This window comes from Polluticoccus soli (assembly GCF_029269745.1).
In the GTDB taxonomy this organism is placed as follows: domain Bacteria; phylum Bacteroidota; class Bacteroidia; order Chitinophagales; family Chitinophagaceae; genus Polluticoccus; species Polluticoccus soli.
This window is the reverse complement of the sequence record NZ_JARJHT010000001.1, coordinates 316,077-330,979: the sequence shown is the minus strand read 5'-3', so window position 1 is coordinate 330,979 and position 14,903 is coordinate 316,077. Positions and strand designations below refer to the sequence as shown.

The following is a 14,903-nucleotide window of genomic DNA, read 5'->3' as shown; positions in this document are numbered from 1 at the left end:
CATTTCGTCCGTAATGCCTCTGTAGAACTGTATCCAGTGGGTACATTTACAATGCATGAAGAGAGAACTGCTAACTATAACCCTGGCAGGAATATTGTCAACTCCCGCTGCTATAGCGCAAGTTATCGACCAATCACGCCTGGCAACCGAGCCGCACAAGCGGGAGATACTTGTTACAACGGTTAATGGCGATAGGCGCGGGATATACATCTTAGACAACAATGGCGATTCTGTTACCGGAAAGGTGTTCAAAGTTCCTGTGTCCAATTTCGAAAGATGGGATTATGAAGGTAAGATCCGTTACACCTATTTCTTAAAGGATTCGAATGCTTTTGTAAATAAAAATAAACCGGGAGTATCGGGCCACTTTTATGTAACAGACACTGCGCTCAGTCCAATTAGAAAGTTTGCCCTTTTACCTCATGGCGATGTTGACACCACCTTGAGGCAAATGTTGGATGTGCATGATTTTATTTTGCTTTCAGACGATCATTTTATTTCACTGACCTATTATCAGCGCATTCCAGAAAATATTCCGACGCATCTCAAACCTGCGCCTGGTGTGGCGGTAGTTAGTCCCATTTTGCAGGAGGTGAAGAATGGCGCTGTTATCTGGCAATGGGATGCAACAAAGTATCCGGAACTGTACGAGGTAAGTGTAGAAGAAAATAAGTTTGATGATACTTCCGCTGCATGGGACTATCTACATGTCAACTCGCTTGCTGTAGACCCCAGGGATGGAAACATCATTATGTCCTTCCGTAATGCCAGCCAGGTTATAAAGGTGCACAGGAAAACAGGGGAGATCATGTGGAAGCTGGGTGGAAAGCAAAGCGACTTTGCTCTGGCGGATAGTATGGTGTTTTTACGGCAGCACCATGCTAAATATGTTGATGGAGGTAGATCAGTAATACTATTTGACAATGGCGATGAAAAGATCAGGAAAACCAGCCGTATTGTGGAGTTTGAGCTGGATGAGGTTAATCGTAAAGTGACATCTTTTCGCCAGTTTACCATTCCCGATCTGTTCGTGCCCTACGGCAGTTCTGTACAAAAGATCGGTGACAGATATTTTATGACAACCGGCAATCATGCGCTCCTTGTTGAATATAATTATAAAACCGGCGAGAAGACTTTCGAGAAAAAAATAGAATCAGCTAGTTACCGCGCCTTCAAATACTAGGTGCTACCACAGTTGCCGAAGAGCTGGGTATTTCTCCTGCTTTATATTTCAGTCCTGTTAGCTGGATCGGTTGCATGCCTTTGCTTTGAATTAATACTTTAAACCTGGTGCCCATCTCGATCAGCAGTGTACGACTCAAAAAAGAAGCTTTCCTCGCTGCAAGCACGATGTTGGTTTCCTCCGACAACGTTTGTTGTATATAGTCGTTTAGCCCGAGTGACAGCAGGAAATGACATTGGTCTGTAAAGCCACATTCGCTCAATCCGTTTTTCAAACCCCATAATTGCAGCGCGGAGAAGTTGACGTGTGAGGTGATGTCCTGGCTCCCGATGTTTTCATAAGGATTATCATGTATGAAGTGTTTCTGGTAACAGAGTACAGTGCCCTGGCTTCTGCAAGGTTTATAAAGTTCAGAAGATAAGTATCCATAATCGATGGTGATCACAAAGCCCCGGTCTAAAGCGGTGGATACTTGAGCCGTCCAGTCAAAAGCTTGCAGGTTTACCTCTGTTCGGAAGCCTTCGGGAAGTTCAATGCCAAGATCGGCGAAGTAGGTTTTAAGCTCGTGCCCCGCAGGCTTCAGTACTTCAGTGAATCCATCGATGTAGTCAACAAACACTTCCATAAGATCGTTTTGCATGACAACCTGGTGAACCGGGAAGTTGTCAAACAACTCATTCGAGAGTATGCAACCATTTATTGGACCGATCTCACTAATGGTTTCATACCAACTTACTTTTTCTGATAAATGCAGCTTCTCGATCGCACGCATCGACGGACTTTTCTCGATAATGCAGTATTTCAGATCTGCATACATTTGTTCGTTTCCCTGCAGGTAGGAAAGTATATCGTTGCAAAGTGCACCTGTTCCTGCACCATATTCTACTATCGTAAAGGGTACTTTGTCCAATGCCTGCCACATTTCTTCCAGCTGTTTGCCGATTAGCGCTCCGAACGCTGAGGTGAGTGATGAGCTTGTATAAAAGTCGCCCTTGGTTCCGATCTTACTGCATGTAGATGAATAGTATCCCAGGTCAGGATGATAAAGCGACAGATCCATAAACTCCTTAAAGCTGATCGGTCCTTCGTTGCGTATTTTCTGGATAATGATTTCGGTTAGCGTCATGATATAGCTGGTCTCTTGCTGATCGGCAAAAAAATGCTGCCATGAAGGAGCGCAAATCAAACCGGAAAAAATCGAGGAAATAAAAAAAGCAGTTACATAGTTTGTAACTGCTTAATAATGATGATGAAAATGGCGTTTGGTGGGCTGCCAATAGTTATCAGAGCCTTAAACGTTTCTTCTCTCTTACATGTAGAGCTTTATGGTAGATTATTGGAAAGACCAACAGAGTGAAGATCGTAGCGGTAACCAGGCCACCTATTATTACAATGGCCAGCGGCTTTTGACTTTCAGAGCCAATGCCACTGCTTATAGCCGCCGGAAATAGCCCAATAGCAGCCATCATGGCAGTCATAACCACGGGCCTCGTTCTTGCCTTTACAGCATTGATAATTGCAGTGTCAAGGTTGTTAACGGTTCTGGCCTGTTTGTGAAATTCAGAAATGAGTATCACCCCGTTTTGAACGCAGATCCCGAAAAGGGCGATAAAGCCCACACCGGCGGATATGCCGAAGTTGATGCCCGTCAGGTGCAGTGCCAATATGCCGCCTATCAGCGCAAATGGCACGTTTATCAACACATAGCCAGCATCTTTGGCATTTCCGAACATGATAAACAGCAGCACGAATATCATAACCAGGCTCACCGGTACTACCTGCGCCAGCCGGTTGCCCGCTCGTACCTGGTTCTCAAACTCGCCCGACCAGCCGATCGAATAACCCGGAGCGAGCTTTATATGTGCGTTCACATTTTTTTGTGCTTCGGCAATGGTGCTGCCCAAGTCCCGCTCGCGTACGGAGAACTTAACGCCGATGAACCTTTTGGTGTCGCTGCGATAGATAAACGCAGGGCCGGTTATCTGTTTGATGGTGGCCACTTCTTTCAATGGTATCTGTCCGCCGCTTATGGTTGGAATCATCAGCCGCATGATGTCGTCTTCGTTCTTGCGGTATTGTGGTGCATAGCGAATGCGTATATCAAACTTCTTTTCTCCTTCGTATTTTGTCGTAGCCGTTTTACCACCTATGGCCATTTCAATAACCGCTTGTGCATCTGCCTTGGTAACGCCATATTGGGCCATCCGTTCTTCATCCAGCAATACGCTTATCTCGGGCTGACCTATATTACGAAGGATGCCCACGTCTTTGATGCCGGGTACGTTCTTGATCTGCTCTATTACCTGGTTAGCATATTCATCCAGTTTTGCCAGGTCATCGCCATATATCTTTACCGCATTCGATGCGTTCATGCCTGCCACGGCTTCAGCTACGTTGTCGATAATTGGTTGCGAATAGTTGTAGTTGATGCCTTGGTATTTTTTCAGCTTCTTGTCCATTTCCTCTACCAGGTCATCCAACGATATTTTTCGTTTCCAATCGTCTTTGGGCTTCAGGTTTACCTGCATCTGCACATAATAAAAGCCGCTTGGGTCGGTACCATCATTGCTTCGTCCTGTTTGTGACAGCACACCGTTTACTTCCGGAAATGTCATCAGCTCCTTGCGCAGTGAGTGCACCATGTTTACAGTGTTGTTCAGTGAGTAGCTCATGGGCATTTTGGCCTCTACCCACAGCGCTCCCTCATTGAGCTGAGGCAAAAATTCAGTTCCCAGCCATTTAGCTGAGATCATGGTAAGCGAAAAGATAAGTAGCGACGCGAGAATGGTCTGCTTTTTGTTGGTAAAAGTCCAGGTAAAAGCTTTTTCAACAACCCGGTTTACGCTACGGGTAAATACGTTGTCTTTTTCTTTTACATCTTTTTTAAGCAGTACTGCACACAATAGCGGCACGAGGGTAAGGGTGAATATCAGTGCGCCCAACAAAGCAAAGCCAAGGGTATATGCCAAAGGCGAGAACATTTTGCCTTCCACCTTTTCAAATGAGAAAATAGGCAATAAGGCTGATATGATTATGAGCTTAGAAAAGAAGATAGCTTTACCCATTTGTGTTCCGGTATTACGTATCAGGCCAAGCTTCGATAGCTTATTGAATTTTTCCATTCCGCGCTTGTGAGCCTCATGGTCCAGGGCAACAAAAAGCCCTTCGACCATCACCACCGCACCATCAATGATAATACCAAAGTCAACCGCACCCAGCGAGAGCAGGTTGGCACTCATCCCTTTCAACTTGAGCATCAGGAATGCGAACAGCAACGCTAGCGGGATCACGACAGCGACAATGACGGTTGTACGCCATTCGGCCATAAATAGGAAGACGATAACGGTAACAAGGATGATGCCTTCCACAAGGTTGTGCATTACCGTCTTAGTACAAAAGCTCATAAGTTTATCCCTGTCGTAGAAAGTCTCCATCGTTACATCAGATGGCAATACGGTTGTATTTAGCTCCGCTATTTTGTCTTTTACGCGTTTCAGTACTTCGCTGGGGTTTTCGCCTTTACGCATTACCACGATGCCTTCGACTACATCATCATTGTCGTCAAGGCCAACCTGCCCCACTCGCGGTGCGCTGCTTTCCGCCACATTGGCAACGTTTTTCACTAATACAGGGTTGCCATTGAAAATGTCAACGATAGTGTTCTCTATGTCGGATTTAGAATCGATAAGTCCGATGCCGCGCACTACAAATGCCTGCCCGTTCTTTTCTATCACATCACCACCTACGTTAAGGTTGGATTTGCTTACGGCAGTATAGAGCTCGAGCGGGGTGAGATTGTATTGTTGTAATTTGGCTGGATCGGCAGATATTTCATATGTTTTTTCCTGGCCGCCGAATGCCACAACATCGGCTACGCCGGGCACTGCGCGCAGCTGACGGTCGATAACCCAGTTTTGAATGGTAAGCAGGTCGCGGGTATCGCGTGTTTGGCTTTTTAGTGTATAGCGGAATATCTCACCTGTGGGCCCATATGGCGGTTGAACATCAGGCTCAACTCCCTCGGGGAGTTGTACGTTGCGCAACTGGTTATTTACCTGTTGTCGGGCAAAGAAATCCTCTACGTCATCGTCAAATATCACCTTGATAACTGACAAGCCAAACATAGTGATGCTGCGCACGTTTGTTTTACGTTGCACGCTGTTCATCGCTATTTCTATGGGGGATGTTACGAAACGCTCTACCTCCTCGGCACTTCGGCCATTCCATTCTGTTACTATGATGATCTGGGTATTAGTAACGTCGGGGAAAGCCTCGATAGGGATCTTTATAAAGCTTACAATGCCGGCAATGACTAGTATCGCTACCCAGAAGAAAGTGAAAAACCTATTCTTCAGAGAGAAAGAAATGATATTCTTAATGAACCTGTTCATAAAAAGACTTAGTCGTTTAGCGCATCGTATACAAGCAATCCATTTTTAGAAATAACCGTCTCGCCGGCGTTAATACCGCTTTTGATATATGAAATGTCTCCGACCTGCCTGTAGACGTCTACTTTGCGTGTTTCAATATTGTGCCTGTCTTTAAATACCATTATCCAGTATTTGCTCTTGTCAAACACAATTGCAGATGCTGGCACTGCTACCAATTGGTGATCTTCGATATAGCGTACTGCTACGGTGCAGTTCATCTCAGGCTTTAGTTTGAAGTCGGCATTGGGTATTTTTACCAGCACTTTCATAGAGCGTGTTTCCGGGTCTATGGCGTTGAATATCTTATCTATTTTCCCGTAATAAGCTTTGTCAGGAAAAGCGATCGTTTTTACTTCGGCGTTATATCCCTCTTGTATCCTGGAAATATCGCTTTCGTTTACATTGGCTAGCGCCCATACCTCATTTATTTCTGCAATAGAAAACAGTGGCTCATTGTTGTCGGAGCGTATCTGCTCGTTCTGGTTTATTTTTTTCGTCACGACGAAACCGCTGATCGGCGCCACTACATTGTATATAGAACCGCTTTTAAGGTTGTATATCTTATACACCTCGTTCACTCTATTTAGTTCTGCCTTTGTTTTCTGCAGTTCTTTTTGAGCGGCTATCACATCTTTTTCAGAATTCAGTTTGCCTGCAAACAAGTCTTTTGCCACTTGCAGGTTTTTTTCTGACACTGCAACATCATTCATAGCATCCAGGCGTTCTTTCTGAAACTGGGCTATCTCCGTACTACGTATAGTCGCTAATATTTGTCCCTGCCTTACGTAGTCGCCCAGCTCTACATTGATATTGGTAACGACGCCGCCTACTACGGGGTACACTTGTGCCAGTTTGTTGTTATCGGCCGATATTTTACCAAACAGGCGTATTTCATTCTTCACAGGTTCCATTGTGGCTTTATAGAAGTCGCACTTGGCCATCATGGTGTCACTTAACGTGAATGCGCTCGATTCTTCAACGGTCTTTTTGCTTCGACAGGCAACCAGTAGGAATACCGGGATTGCAACAACAATTAGCCTTTTGAAGATGGGATTTCGTGTGATATGCATTTTTTTGCGGACATTAGAATTGTGAATCAATAGATATCTTTACCTATAGAAAGGTTGAGTTGCTCGGCAGATGAAACCAGTTGGGTTTTGATACGCGCCTGTTCGGCCACTGCCAGGTTGTAGGATTCGAAGAAATCAACAAACTCGATCAGCGAAATATTTCTTTTCTGGAAATTTTCTGTCATTCCTTTTAGTGTGATCTCGAAATCCTGGTTATACATACCTATGAGCTTTTGATATTCCTGCACCGTGTGTGTGTACAGGGCGTAGCTGTTTTGCAGGTTGGTAAGTACTTCCTGCTGTTTTGCTTTTAGCGAGTAATCAGCTTGTTTCGCCTGGTAGCTTGCGGCCCTGATATTTCCCTGGTTCCTGTTCCATAGCGGCAGGTCGATGGATAAGCCTGCATTTACCTGGTTGGCAAATGCACCGCCGCGCTGATCGTAGGATGAATAAAGATTGACATCCGGCACAACCAGTTGTTTCTGGTATCGCCAGTATCTGTCGGCAAGTGTTTTGTCCTGTTCCATGATCAACAGATCGGGATGACTTGAGAGCGCTTCGGTCTTCAGGTCTTCCAGGCCTTTTTGTTTGATATAATTCGTTATGTCTTCGTCAGTAAATCTGAATGCAACAACCGCAGTGGTGCGTAGCAACGTCTGCACCTCTGTTTGTTCATCAAAGTATTCTTTCAGAAGTGCGGCGCGATCGTTATTTAGGTTCAGGTAGCCACCTTTTAGCCGGACGAGGTCTTTGAGTGGCATATTGCCTTTGTGTACTTGTATTTCGTAACTAGCCAGTATCGTATCGAGTAGAGCGAGCTGCCTGCTATATTTGTTCAGTAGTATTTGCTGCTGGCCTATTGCAAACAAGCTTTTGTGAAGGCGATATTTCAGCTGGCGCACAAGATCTTGAAACTCCAGTGCCGCTATGTCGGCGTTCATCTTTGCCATTTCTATTTCCGACTTGCGTTTGCCTCCGAGTATTATGAGCTGTTCAAACTGGAATATCTTTTCCCCGGTTTGTCCTACATGAAATGCTTGGTGATTTTCCGGATCATAGGCATTGAACTCAGCTGTAGCAGTTGGATTGGGATACAGCTTGGCTTGTAATACTTCGGCATTTTTTACCTGGATATTCATGGCCGATGCCAGCAGGTAGTAGTTTTCGTTGAAGAAAAGGCTGTCGGCCTTGCGGAGTGTAATCGTTAATGTGTCTTGAGCAACTCCCCGAAAACCTGAGACCAGGAGACACAATAGTAAAACAGCTGATCTGTATTTCATGTACTAATCGTAGACTAATACACAAATGACCATTGATTCACCTTAAAAAGAGATAAAAACGAATAAAAATCAGATTAAGGGTAGAGTAATTGTGAAAGTATTAGCATTCGTTCCATCATTCAGATAAGAAACTGAACCGCCATGCAATTCAATGATCCTATTGACGAACACGAGGCCCAGGCCAAAGCCGGGTTTGCCCTGGCTATTGTGCCCGCGAAAGAAATGCCGAAACAGATACTGTCGTTCATTGTCGCTGATTATCGGGCCATGGCTTGCAAATCGCACCTCGAGATCAGTTTTGTGAGGAGCTATCATGATGTTGGCCGTATTGCCTGAGCTATAGCGTATGCAATTGACCATAAGATTGGTCAAGGCAGCTTTTAGTAATCGAATGTTTGCTCTTATAGTTAGTGAATGGTCATCGACAACTTCAGACTCATACTCAACAGTAAAAGAAAAATTAGGGTAGAGACGTAGTAATTCCTCAGCAATGTCGAAGATCAGTTCATCTATACGCTGTGCGGCCTTCTGTACGTCAATTCCAGATTCGATCTTGGCAATTTCAAGAAGTGAGTTAATGATCTCACTCAGATCTTTGGTGTCCTCTTTTTGCCTTTCGATAAGAGCCGTCACTTTTATGGGGTCCTTTTCGCTTTCAATACGTTCAAAGTTAGATACCAGTACTGCTATCGGTGTTTTGAGTTCGTGCGAAATATGGTGCACTGCATGCTTTTGAAATGAGAATGCATCTGTCAGACGCTTCATCAATTCATTAAAGCGCTGGGCCAGTATCGATACTTCATCGTGTGTTTCATGTATGATGATTGGTTTGTAATGGGTGTTGAAGTTGAAGTCTCGTATTTGGTTCGTTACGTCCTCTATTGATTGTGTTATCCGCCTGGCCAGGACGTAAGACACTAATACAATAATAGCTACAATGCAGATAAAAGTTGAAATAAGCACGTATCCGAGAAACCGTATCTTTTTATGTCCCGAGGCGTCATAAGCCTTGTCTATGCCGTAGTATACCCGCCCTTTATGTTCTATATATATACCAATAACATCGTAAAGACCTTCCTTCTTCTCTACCCATGGCCTAGACACGCTTAACGCGGAAAGCATGTTTTGCGAAAACGGGATCGGTGTGTCATCAATACTGGAGTAGATGAGCTTTTTGTCCTTGTTGAAAATGAGCAGCTTTTCGTTATAGATGTTGTGTATGGTTACAATATCTAGTGTCTGAATAATGTCTTCATCTATTGCCCTGATGCCCGTCAGGAAATTCAGTGTTGTGGTTATTTTATCTTTCTGACGTTGTTGAAATTCTTCCTCCCTGTTGCGGGCAGACAGTGCGTAAATAAAAAGAAAGGCCGCGCCGGTAAGTAGAATGACAGTGGCCGAGAAGTAGAGCAGTATTTTCTTTCTAATGCTCATCGAAATAATAACCGAAGCCGATCTTGGTTTTTATGGAATCTTTACCAAAGGGTTTGTCAAGCTTTTTGCGCAGGAAGTTAATGTATACTTCAACTGTATTTGTATTGGAGTCGAAAGACGTGCCCCATATTTCTTTCACAAGGTCTCTTTTGGATACAAGTTCGCCTTTTGAAGAAACAAGCCTTACCAATATCTGGAACTCGCGTGGTGTAAGTATTATCTCTGTTCCCTGTCGTGTTACTATGCCGCGGGCGGTATCTATTATTATGTCATCAGCTAATAATTTCCCGCCTGCTATTTCCGTTCCCTCGCTTTTCTTGCTTCGTTTCAATAATGCATTCACGCGAAGCACCAGCTCTTTCATGTAGAATGGCTTGGTGAGATAATCGTCGGCGCCGCTGTCATAACCTTGTACCTTGTCCTCCAGTTCGTCGAAGGCAGTAAGGATAAGAATGGGGGTTACAGTGTTGTGCTGCCTGAAGTCTTTGCAGATGGCATATCCTGTTTTGTTGGGCAGGTTTATGTCCAGTATGATACAATCGTATTTGTTTTTCTTAAGCAGGCGATCGGCCAGGCCGCCATCAAATACATGGTCAACCTCAAAAGATTCCGCACTAAGCGTTTCCCTGATATTTTGATTTATGGTAGCATCATCTTCTACCAAAAGTATCCGTTCCATGAAACTTAATACGCCACAATACTAAGATTCTCAATCTTAAATTGAGCTTAAAACAAGGAATTAATACTTTGAAACAACATTATTTGTCCAAATAGAATAAATGTTTTAATGCGAATGGCTGTTTTTAGGCCAGGTAATGCAGCAAGCAGATGAAATATTTGTCTCGCCCTAAAACCCTGTTACATTCAACCTGCCACCACTAACACATTTTCCTGCCAGCGACGATGTCGGTTTTACATTACCCAGTATGGCGGCTTTAATATCAGCGGCCGTAGCAGCAGGGTGGGTGGAAGCATACAATGCAGCCGCACCTGTTACATGCGGGGTAGCCATTGAAGTACCACTGTATGAGGCATAAGCCGATTTAGCATTCTTTCCTACAACGGTAGGTACGCTGGAAAACACCGCTGAACCCGGAGCCCCAAGGTCTACCTGCGTAGCGCCATAACTGGAGAAATAGGCGAGCGTCCCCGTGGACGTAATAGCAGCCACTGCTATCACATTACTGCTGTTGTAGTTCGATGGGTAACTGGCAGAGACATCGTTATCGGAGCTGCTATTGCCTGCCGCCGCAACAAATAAGATATTGGCTTCATTGGCCCTATCGATAGCATCTTTCAGAGCTTGCGAATAACCGCCGCCACCCCAGGAGTTGTTGGTAGCCACAATACGCATATTGTGTCTTGTCTTCATGTCAGTGATATAATCTACCGCCTTTACCGCGTCGGCCAGGGTACCCCCGTTCTGGCCCAGGAACTTGGCCGAGATCATTTTTACATTCCAGCAAACGCCTGCCACACCCTTACCGTTGCCGCCAATGCCACCAATGGTGCCTGCTACGTGTGTGCCATGGTCATCGCGCCTCAATTCGTATATCTGGTTGTTGTTGCCAACAAAATTCCATCCGTTCACATCGTCTTTATATCCATTGCCATCGTCGTCTTTGCCGTTTACAGTTTCGTATGGATTTACCCAGCAGTTGGCTTTCAGGTCTTCATGGTCTTTAAAGATGCCTTCATCAATAATACCCACCACTACCGATGAAGAGCCTGTATGTCCCTCCAGCCACGCAGCGGCCGCATGGCAGCCATACTGATTGGCGGGTGATGAGGATGCACCATACATACCCCATAGCGATCCGCCGGTGTAATAGGGGTCGTTGGAAACAGCCCCATATGTATATATGAAATTAGGCTCGGCATAGGCCACGCCATCCTGCTGTTTCAAACGTGCTATGGCTTCCTCGACGGAAACAGGCACATGCAGGAAGTAGATCCCGTCTTTATCGCCCGAATGTTCCATGGCAGCCGTTACGATATGCTCCTTCACTTCGGCGCCCAAAGCACGGAAGATACTTTGCTTTATATCATCAGACACATCGCTTTTAAATTTCATTATCACTTCGTTGGCCACTGATGCGCCAACGGGTATTGTGCGTTTAAAGCTAGGCTCGTCTTCGTTGCCGGTAGTATTCTTCACAACATCGGTTTGGTCTGGCTTAGGTTCTTTGCGGCAACCGGTAACGGTTACCAGGGCGAGTGCAATAAAACTCAATAGTAATGCTGATAGTTTCATGTGATGTTTGTTTAGATAATAAATACAGGCGGGTTCTAAGCGAATTTACAGGGTCTTTAGACCCAAGTATTGTTGGCTTTGCACACCTTTAAAAGCTCTGCAGGCTCGACCGGCTGGTTCTATAAAACGTAAGCGCCGGGACTCTAACAAGAGCCCCGGCGTTATAGACTATTTGCCAAGTGCTTATAATAAACTCAGCAGCGGCGGAAGATCGCGATGATAGTATCGCTATATCTTTCTTTGCGGCTCCTCGCTTTTTATCTCTTTCCTTTTAAAATCAAGATCATGAAAGTCGTAACTAAAATCTGTAAGCGGCGATATTGCATGCATCGTCATTCCCTTAGCTTTACCCGCTTCGTCTAATACAAAGTTCACATACGCATCGGCATCCATATTGCGCTTTGTCCACCGCGCAACATAGGTATTGCCCTTCAGGTACAATAATTCACCAGAGATAAATGGAGAGCGGGCCGATTCAAACCAGGGTTTACCGTTTTTCATTTTAATCGTAACCTCACCAAACCAGGGGTCCTCATAAGTTCCCGCAACCTGGTTGAAGTCCGGCTGAGTTGTTTTGCTAGCAGCATCAACCATGCGCCAAATGGAATCTGTAATACCGGTTGCTTTTTTCAGCGCGTCACGTCTTTTGGCCGCGAGCTCTGCCACATGGTCTGTGCCGTTGAGGCCAAGGTAGCTGTCCTTGATTTGGTTGGTAATGGCACGGAATGCGCTTCCTTCTTCCTGGTTGGTGAGCACAATGATGCCCAATCCGAGTTCAGGCAGCATTGTTATTTGTGTCACCATGCCATCTATGCCCCCTGTATGACTTAATTGTTTGTACCCCTTTACATCGTTGATGAAGAATCCTAAACCATACGCCGCGAAATGAGTGTTGTAACGCCCCGGGGCACCGGCCGGCACTATGGTTTGAGGTGTCCACATTTCTTCATGAACGGTTTCTGAGAATAACCGTTTTCCGTTACCGAGTTTGCCATGTGCCAGTTGCAGGGTCACCCATTTACTCAGCTCGCTGATGTTGGAATAGATCCCGCCCGCAGCCTGGGCAACAGGGATCTGGTTTCTGCGTATCACCTGCACGGTCCCGTTTACTTTAGAATGCGGATCAACCACATTGGTTTTATTTTTCAGACCGGCAAACGAAGAAGCTGAGCCGGACATGCCCAATGGCTCAAATATCCTTTGTTCTACAAACTCGCCCCAGCTTTTTCCGCTCACCCTTGCAACCACTTCCCCGGCCACCACATAAAGGTTATTATCGTAGTCGTACTTAGACCGGAAACCAGATACCGGTTTAAGGTATCTCAGGTTGTGTATGATGTCGTTGACGGTAAAATTGCTTGAATCCGGGAACATCATCAGGTCGCCGGCGCCGAGACCTAAACCGCTCCTGTGGGTGAGCAGGTCGCGTATAGTAAATGCCTCAGTAACGTAAGGGTCGTACATCATGAACTCAGGTATATACTCCCTTACTTTATCGTCCCATTTGATCTTTCCTTCATCAACCAATATAGCCAGCGCCGCCGCCGTAAAAGCCTTACTGTTGCTCGCTATGCAAAACATGGTATTTTCATCTACAGGCTTCCCGGTTTTCAGGCTGCGCACGCCATACCCCTTTGAATGTACCAGTTTCCCGTCCTTGACCACCGCAACAGCAATGCCGGGCACATCAAAGGCTTTAAGTGTCCGCTCCACAAGCGAATCTATACCCACACTTGTAATAGGCTGTGCCTGGATATGCGTAAATGACAATAGTAAAAGAAACAGGAAAAAAACCTGGCGCATAGTTGGTTTTGATTTTCATCTAAATGTAATAAGATATAAATGAAGTATAAAGATTGACGTAGTAGCAGTATTAACGCAATGGCCCTCTCGGAAGCGATTGGAACAATATGCCCCGACTATTACTACATAGTGGGATTTATGAGAGGATAGGGGACGATTTAAGCTTTATTATTGCAATTATTAGTGACCCACATCGTTGTTGGTGAAGAACACCAACAACGGCATAAAACGGCATAAAACCAGAGGGGAAGCGTCGTTGCTTTTAGTCCTGAGATGCAAGCCCAGGACAGTGGGGAAATCTTAGGCGGCTTCTAAATGCTCTTTTAACTTCTTTGCAATTTTCTTCCTCAATCGTTCTGTTTCTCCCAGATCAAGAAAGCCTCCATCCGAGTAGTCTTTCCCCTGAATGCTGAAGCTAACAATTTGTTCGTCATAGAACAAATGAACGTCAAAAGGTGAGCCCCACCACTTCCTTCGGTGCGTGAATGAATAATAGTTTTCGTCAGGAACTACTTGTATGCTGAGCTCTGAAAGGAGCCGCTCTATAATTACTTTCTTTTGAGGAAGTGATTTATCACTTGCAACTGAAATGATCTTATATCTATTGGATAGCTTAAATAAGCCGTATATTCCGAGAAAGAAACAAAAGGTACCCATCGCCAACCACCGATTTAAAAACTGTGGTCGTGTCCGGATTTGCCATAAAATGTAGAAGCTTGTGCCTGTAATTGCAAGACACAAGAGATAATAATAATACCTCTCAAAACGTGTCCTTCGTTTTAGTCTTTCTTCAAATTCTACAGCAGTCACAATGGTACCAAGTTATATCGCTAAGTCCTGAGTTGCAAATTTAGGATAGCTGGATGGATTGATCAGATTTATTAACTGCCGCTGTTGTTGGTGATCTTCACCAACTACAGCGAAGGTCTGCGGAATCTTCACAAAGGCATCGGGTCACCTGGTCGAGAGGCCAGAATGTTTTTGTATTTTGTATTTTGAATTTCTGTCGTGTAATGAAAGGATACCAATAACGATGGAAAAATGTCGGCTAAATGATAAAGAAAATAGCTCCATATCTTGTTGTGGCAATATTTCCGATTGGATTCTACATCCTTGATCGGAATGATTGTGAAGATTGGATTAGAAAGAACGTCCCATTGCAGAGTTACACAGGTATAGTGACTAGTAAATTTATCGATTCGAATGACCGAGATATTCCCAAGGTAGTTCTTGATGAAAAATCAGTCCATTCAGTTAATAATATCGATGCTTTTCATGCTCTGACTGTGGGGGATTTATTAATAAAAACCCCAGGAACTTTACGTCATATCATTGTAAGGAGTGGGCGAGATACGGTGATATATTATCAAGAGTGCAATGGAAAGGAGGTTAAAGATTGAAACAGCTACACCAACTGGCGCGGGTCTTCCGCAGGACGACCCGTGTCTG

At 44.9% G+C, this 14,903-nt stretch carries 11 protein-coding genes; 2 read left to right on the top strand and 9 right to left on the bottom strand.

Features of this window, described 5'->3' with window-relative positions:
• Positions 1-55 precede the first annotated feature (55 nt).
• Positions 56-1,183, top strand: a complete 1,128-nt coding sequence (locus P2W83_RS01710; protein ID WP_276131950.1) for an aryl-sulfate sulfotransferase — start codon at positions 56-58, stop codon at positions 1,181-1,183.
• On the opposite strand, the gene P2W83_RS01705 is transcribed toward P2W83_RS01710, so the two are convergent.
• The 9 genes from P2W83_RS01705 to P2W83_RS01665 form a co-directional block, all read right to left on the bottom strand.
• Positions 1,173-2,309 (bottom strand): class I SAM-dependent methyltransferase, encoded by a 1,137-nt coding sequence (locus P2W83_RS01705; RefSeq protein ID WP_276131949.1) that lies wholly within the window; start codon positions 2,307-2,309, stop codon positions 1,173-1,175. The genes P2W83_RS01710 and P2W83_RS01705 overlap by 11 nt on opposite strands.
• Before the next feature lie 157 nt (positions 2,310-2,466).
• Positions 2,467-5,574, bottom strand: a complete 3,108-nt coding sequence (locus tag P2W83_RS01700; protein ID WP_276131948.1) for an efflux RND transporter permease subunit — start codon at positions 5,572-5,574, stop codon at positions 2,467-2,469.
• 8 nt (positions 5,575-5,582) lie between these two features.
• Complete coding sequence (locus P2W83_RS01695) at positions 5,583-6,683, bottom strand: efflux RND transporter periplasmic adaptor subunit (protein WP_276131947.1); 1,101 nt, start codon at positions 6,681-6,683, stop codon at positions 5,583-5,585.
• A gap of 26 nt (positions 6,684-6,709) precedes the next feature.
• The gene (locus P2W83_RS01690; protein WP_276131946.1) at positions 6,710-7,963 is read right to left on the bottom strand and encodes a TolC family protein; all 1,254 of its coding nucleotides are present in this window, start codon (positions 7,961-7,963) and stop codon (positions 6,710-6,712) included.
• Positions 7,964-8,032: 69 nt separating this feature from the next.
• Positions 8,033-9,397 carry a HAMP domain-containing sensor histidine kinase gene (locus P2W83_RS01685; protein ID WP_276131945.1) on the bottom strand — a complete coding sequence of 455 codons (1,365 nt, stop codon included), beginning with the start codon at positions 9,395-9,397 and terminating at the stop codon, positions 8,033-8,035.
• On the bottom strand, positions 9,387-10,076 hold the full coding sequence (locus P2W83_RS01680) for a response regulator transcription factor (protein WP_276131944.1): 690 nt from the start codon (positions 10,074-10,076) through the stop codon (positions 9,387-9,389). The genes P2W83_RS01685 and P2W83_RS01680 overlap by 11 nt, the downstream gene beginning before the upstream one ends.
• A 168-nt stretch (positions 10,077-10,244) precedes the next feature.
• The gene (locus P2W83_RS01675; protein WP_276131943.1) at positions 10,245-11,651 is read right to left on the bottom strand and encodes a S8 family peptidase; all 1,407 of its coding nucleotides are present in this window, start codon (positions 11,649-11,651) and stop codon (positions 10,245-10,247) included.
• A gap of 228 nt (positions 11,652-11,879) precedes the next feature.
• Positions 11,880-13,454, bottom strand: a complete 1,575-nt coding sequence (locus P2W83_RS01670; RefSeq protein WP_276131942.1) for a serine hydrolase — start codon at positions 13,452-13,454, stop codon at positions 11,880-11,882.
• Positions 13,455-13,754: 300 nt separating this feature from the next.
• Positions 13,755-14,264, bottom strand: coding sequence for a hypothetical protein (locus P2W83_RS01665; RefSeq protein WP_276131941.1), 510 nt, complete (start codon positions 14,262-14,264; stop codon positions 13,755-13,757).
• A gap of 242 nt (positions 14,265-14,506) precedes the next feature.
• On the opposite strand from P2W83_RS01665, the gene P2W83_RS01660 reads away from it, so the two are divergent.
• Positions 14,507-14,854, top strand: a complete 348-nt coding sequence (locus tag P2W83_RS01660; protein WP_276131940.1) for a hypothetical protein — start codon at positions 14,507-14,509, stop codon at positions 14,852-14,854.
• Positions 14,855-14,903 lie beyond the last annotated feature (49 nt).

Bases quoted from the DNA above. Each gene is read 5' to 3' on its own strand.
- P2W83_RS01680 (WP_276131944.1), bottom strand. From the start codon at position 10,076: ATGGAACGGATACTTTTGGTAGAAGATGATGCTACCATAAATCAAAAT.
- P2W83_RS01660 (WP_276131940.1), top strand. From the start codon at position 14,507: ATGATAAAGAAAATAGCTCCATATCTTGTTGTGGCAATATTTCCGATT.
- P2W83_RS01705 (WP_276131949.1), bottom strand. From the start codon at position 2,309: ATGACGCTAACCGAAATCATTATCCAGAAAATACGCAACGAAGGACCG.
- P2W83_RS01700 (WP_276131948.1), bottom strand. From the start codon at position 5,574: ATGAACAGGTTCATTAAGAATATCATTTCTTTCTCTCTGAAGAATAGG.
- P2W83_RS01710 (WP_276131950.1), top strand. From the start codon at position 56: ATGAAGAGAGAACTGCTAACTATAACCCTGGCAGGAATATTGTCAACT.
- P2W83_RS01670 (WP_276131942.1), bottom strand. From the start codon at position 13,454: ATGCGCCAGGTTTTTTTCCTGTTTCTTTTACTATTGTCATTTACGCAT.
- P2W83_RS01695 (WP_276131947.1), bottom strand. From the start codon at position 6,683: ATGCATATCACACGAAATCCCATCTTCAAAAGGCTAATTGTTGTTGCA.
- P2W83_RS01675 (WP_276131943.1), bottom strand. From the start codon at position 11,651: ATGAAACTATCAGCATTACTATTGAGTTTTATTGCACTCGCCCTGGTA.
- P2W83_RS01690 (WP_276131946.1), bottom strand. From the start codon at position 7,963: ATGAAATACAGATCAGCTGTTTTACTATTGTGTCTCCTGGTCTCAGGT.
- P2W83_RS01685 (WP_276131945.1), bottom strand. From the start codon at position 9,397: ATGAGCATTAGAAAGAAAATACTGCTCTACTTCTCGGCCACTGTCATT.